Here is a 4,032-nt window from a genome sequence, read left to right as displayed (position 1 = left end):
CCGGGGGGGGGCGCCCCCGCGCGGGGGGCCGGGCGTGCGGGGGGGGGGGCGGCGCCCCACAACCGGCGACGGGGGCGCGGGGGGCGCCCCCAACCCGCACTCAAAGTATGGGTCGTACTCTGAGTATTGTCTAGTACTTTCTGTGCGGGTCGCTTAGGCGACTACCCCGCACCGGTCCGCCAAGGCGCGTAGGTCCTGGTCAGAGCGCCATCCGGGATCCTGGAGCAGGTCTCGGACCAGGACGCGGACTTTTGGGTGGTCTCGGATCTGCTCGGGCGCGATGCGCTCAGCCTCCAGAAGGGCGGCGATCGCGTCCCCGCGGTCGCGACGCTGAGCGTGCGCACGGGCCACGTCCACCAGGAAGCGCGAACGCCGTTCGGCCGACAACCCGGCCGTGTCCACACGACCAGCACGGTCAAGCGCGTCGCCAGCGTCGCCCAGCTCCACCGCGACCGCGACCGCGTGCAGCGCGACGTTGGCCGGGCCGAACTCCAGGTTGAAGTCGTTCCGACCCGCGCCCACGACACCGGCGAGCGTTTCAGCCTCCCCGATCGCCTGCCACGCCCCGCCCCGGTCGCCAGAGCGGGCACAGATGATCGACTGAACCAAGCTCAGCGCTCCCAGCACCGACTGTCCCTCAACCCCCAGCCCCGACGGGCCGGAGCGAAGCGCGTCAACGGCCACCGTCGCGGCGTGACGGGCCTGCTGGAAGCGGCCGGCACCGAGGAACGCGTGCGCAAGACGGTGGTGGCCGGCAGCCACCAGGCCCAGGTTCCCCGCACGTTCTGCCGCGGACAAAGCCCGGTCCGCGGCCAGCCACGCGACCTCGATGTCACCGACTTTGACGAACAGTTCCGTGACGGCCTGGTAGACGCCGGCCAGGGCCTTGGCGACCGCCGGACGCTGGTCGGGTGCCGCGGAGCGCACCGCGGACTCCAGTTCGCCGATGAGCGGCACAAGCGCCGTACCGGCGTCCGTGTAGCGGGACGCATGGACCAGCGACCAGGCATCGTCCGTTCGGTCCTGGGCGTCCGGAGCAGAGAGCGTCTCCGGCGTCGTTTCCGAGAACAGCAACGGCAACGCCGGATGCCCTGTCAGCGCAAGGCGAAGCGCGGTCTGCCACGACTCAGCGTCGGACTCGACAGGCTCAGCCGGCGTCTCCGGCGCGAGATCCGACGCGGGAACACCAAGGACATCGGCGACCTGAGCAAGCACCGACAGACGGTCGACTTTGCGGGCGTTCCGCTCAACCTGCGAAACCCAGCTCTCCGACCGACCGATCAGCCGGCCAAGCTCGACTTGGGAAAGCCCGCGTCGTTTGCGGTAGAACGCGACCCTTTCGCCGAGCGACGGGAGCGGATCTGTCATCGCGCGCCGCCCGGCAGACCCTTGCCATCGGCCACCGTCACGAACTCAACCCGCGGTGGCCCGGAAAGGAACTCCTCACGAGCCGAGAGAAAGGCCCGAACGTGGTCCTGACGCTCGTGCTCGTCGAATGCGGCCCGGTCCCGGTACACCTCGTAGAAGATCCGGGCGTCAGGGTCGCCGTCCACGGTGTGCGTCAGATACAGCAGAGTCCCTGGCTCAGATGACACGATGAGCGGCAACGTCCGGGCCACCAACCGATCGAACCCCTCGGCGCCACCAGGCCGCAGACTGAACCGGACCACCAAGCCGAACATAGATCCTCTTCCTGTGGGTGGACGTCACGAGTCCAACGATCCTCCCACAGGTAGCATTCCCGCAACCACCCCGCACTTTTGGTGCGACTCGACTACGCCGAGTCGGTCGATTTGCGCGGCACGACCGCACCCGGCAGGTGGGCCACCAGGACCCGGTAACGCGTGATACCGCGACGTTCCATCCACGTGGCGAGCGCCGATGTTCCCGCAAACGGCGCCACAACCTCGATGGGCTCGCCGTCGTCGTCGAGGACCAGGCCACCAACGAGGGGCGGGTACCGGTCGGGTTGCTCTGATGCGGCGGGTATCCCGGCAGAGGATGGCGCGCGACCGCGGCCCCACCGCAGCGGCAACAGCGCGCGGCGAGGAACGGGAGGAATATCGAAATTAGTCATGATTCGTAGGCGTTCGAGCCGGTCTCCAAATTTCTGCCCTTTTGGTGCGATTCGGGCGGGAGGCGGAACCGGAAAAAGATAGCTCCATCAGCGCGGTCTGGCGCTTCGACTTCGACCAACCGAGCACTACCCCGAACGTACAGAGCCAGCGCATTCGTGAGCTGCTCAGCGGTCACCCCAGCGTCTGCGTAGACCTCCACTTCCTCGTTGACCTGCCCCGCCCAGACCCGGAAACCCTCCCGAGGTCGGTAACGCGGCTCCCGTAGCTCGGCAGCAACATCATCCATCGGTCGATACCCTCCCAGATTGCTCAGGGGTTCACCGTGGTCCGCCCGCACTCATGCCGACCAGCCTTATCGGACCGCGACCCCATCGTCACGGTAGTGCCGACCGTACTTCTCTGACTACCCAGTACTATTTGTGCGACTAGCCCGAGGGTGTCTTGTGTAGGCCGCCCATCCGAGTCCTGCACCCGCCGAAGCAGAGATCGAGTCCCCAGGCCGCAGAGTCCTTCTATCTGGCGAGATCTAGCACCCTTGCCGGTGCCAGGCCGCGCGACGGCTGCGCTCGGCGCTAGCGCGCCGTGCTCGCCGGTGTGGCCGAGCCCCGACTTCGCACCAAACTGGCCAGCAGAATAAGATCTCTACGAAAATCACAGCGAGTATGCGCTAGGACCAGTAGCTACTTCCGTGACGGGGGTCAAGATGGCAAGTCAGTCGGTGAACTTGGATGCGCTAATTCCGAGAGAAGATTTCGAAGCTCGGGCACCCGAACTTCCGGAACAGGCTTCCGTCTTCACATCGACTCTCACCATATCGGATCTCGGCCTGGAGAGCTTTACTTACAGCACCTTGCGAAAGCCAGATTTCCAACGCGAAACCGCAAACTGGACGCCCGAAAAAGTCGCCGATCTAGTAAAGAATTTCCTGGAAGGCGACCTGATTCCCGCCGTAATTCTCTGGCATTCGAACCACACGGGAAACATCTTTGTGATCGACGGAGCACACCGCCTGAGTGCCCTAATCGCGTGGGTCCAGGATGACTACGGCGATCAGCAGTCCTCGTTGAAATTCTTTGACAATATAATTCCAGACGAACAGCGCCGAGCCGCCGAGGCGACGCGGAAATTGATTAGAGAATCTGTCGGTTCGTACAATGAGCTGAAAATGGCCATGCGTAATCCTGGCGCGACAAACAAATACAGAAATCGCCTGGCCCGCAATGCGGCCGCCTTCGCCATTCAGCTGCAATGGGTAAAGGGCGAGGCAGAGAAAGCCGAAACCTCCTTCTTTCGAATAAACCAGCAGGCCACGCCGATCGATGACGGCGAACTTGACATGATCAAGTCGCGCCGGAAGCCCAACGCCCTTGCTGCGCGCGCGTTTATCCGTGCAGGCACAGGGCACAAATATTGGTCGGCGTTTGACCAGGACGTTCAAGCCGATATCGAAAGAATTGCAAAAGAAGTATTCGATCTTATTTTTCGGCCAAATCTCGAAGCCACCATCAGGACGGCGGATCTTCCTGTTGCGGGGCGCGGATATTCCGCGGATAGCATCAAGATGGTCTTCGGTTTGGTTAACTTCGTCAACGATATCGACTCGCCAATGTGGACTGGCCTAGCACCTAGCCGCCGCCGTCGCCCAGTCGGCCCCTCGCGTGTCCTCGAAGACGATTTGGACGGTGCCACCACACTCAAATGTATGCAAGCGGTTCGACGTACCGCAGCGCGTATCTCGGGTAAAGAGCCCGGCTCCCTGGGTCTGCATCCTGCCGTATATTTCTATAGTGCGACTGGACGATTTCAGCCCTCATCATTCTTGGCTACCGTTGGCCTAGTTAAAGAGTTGGAGACGCAAAGAAAGTTCGCAGATTTCACTAGGGTGCGGGCGGATTTTGAGAACTTCCTGGTCCAACATAAGTATTTTCTAAATCAAATAGTTCACTCTTTCGGT

The 4,032-nt window shown here is 62.9% G+C and carries 3 protein-coding genes; 1 reads left to right on the top strand and 2 read right to left on the bottom strand.

The features are described from left to right. Positions 1-153 precede the first annotated feature (153 nt). Positions 154-1,368: a helix-turn-helix domain-containing protein gene (locus MXD60_RS25885; RefSeq protein ID WP_248822269.1), complete on the bottom strand. Its 1,215-nt coding sequence runs from the start codon at positions 1,366-1,368 to the stop codon at positions 154-156. Next, complete coding sequence (locus tag MXD60_RS25880) at positions 1,365-1,682, bottom strand: putative quinol monooxygenase (RefSeq protein WP_248822267.1); 318 nt, start codon at positions 1,680-1,682, stop codon at positions 1,365-1,367. The genes MXD60_RS25885 and MXD60_RS25880 overlap by 4 nt, the downstream gene beginning before the upstream one ends. Before the next feature lie 1,084 nt (positions 1,683-2,766). Between MXD60_RS25880 and MXD60_RS25875 the strand changes: the two genes are divergently transcribed. Next, positions 2,767-4,032, top strand: a 1,266-nt coding sequence (locus tag MXD60_RS25875) for a DUF262 domain-containing protein (RefSeq protein WP_248822258.1), incomplete at its 3' end; no start/stop codon positions are given.

The sequence above is a fragment of the Frankia sp. AgB32 genome (genome assembly GCF_023243045.1).
Classification (GTDB): Bacteria; Actinomycetota; Actinomycetes; order Frankiales; family Frankiaceae; genus Frankia.
The sequence above is the reverse complement of the archived record's forward strand: the minus strand, read 5'-3'. Positions and strand labels throughout refer to the sequence as shown.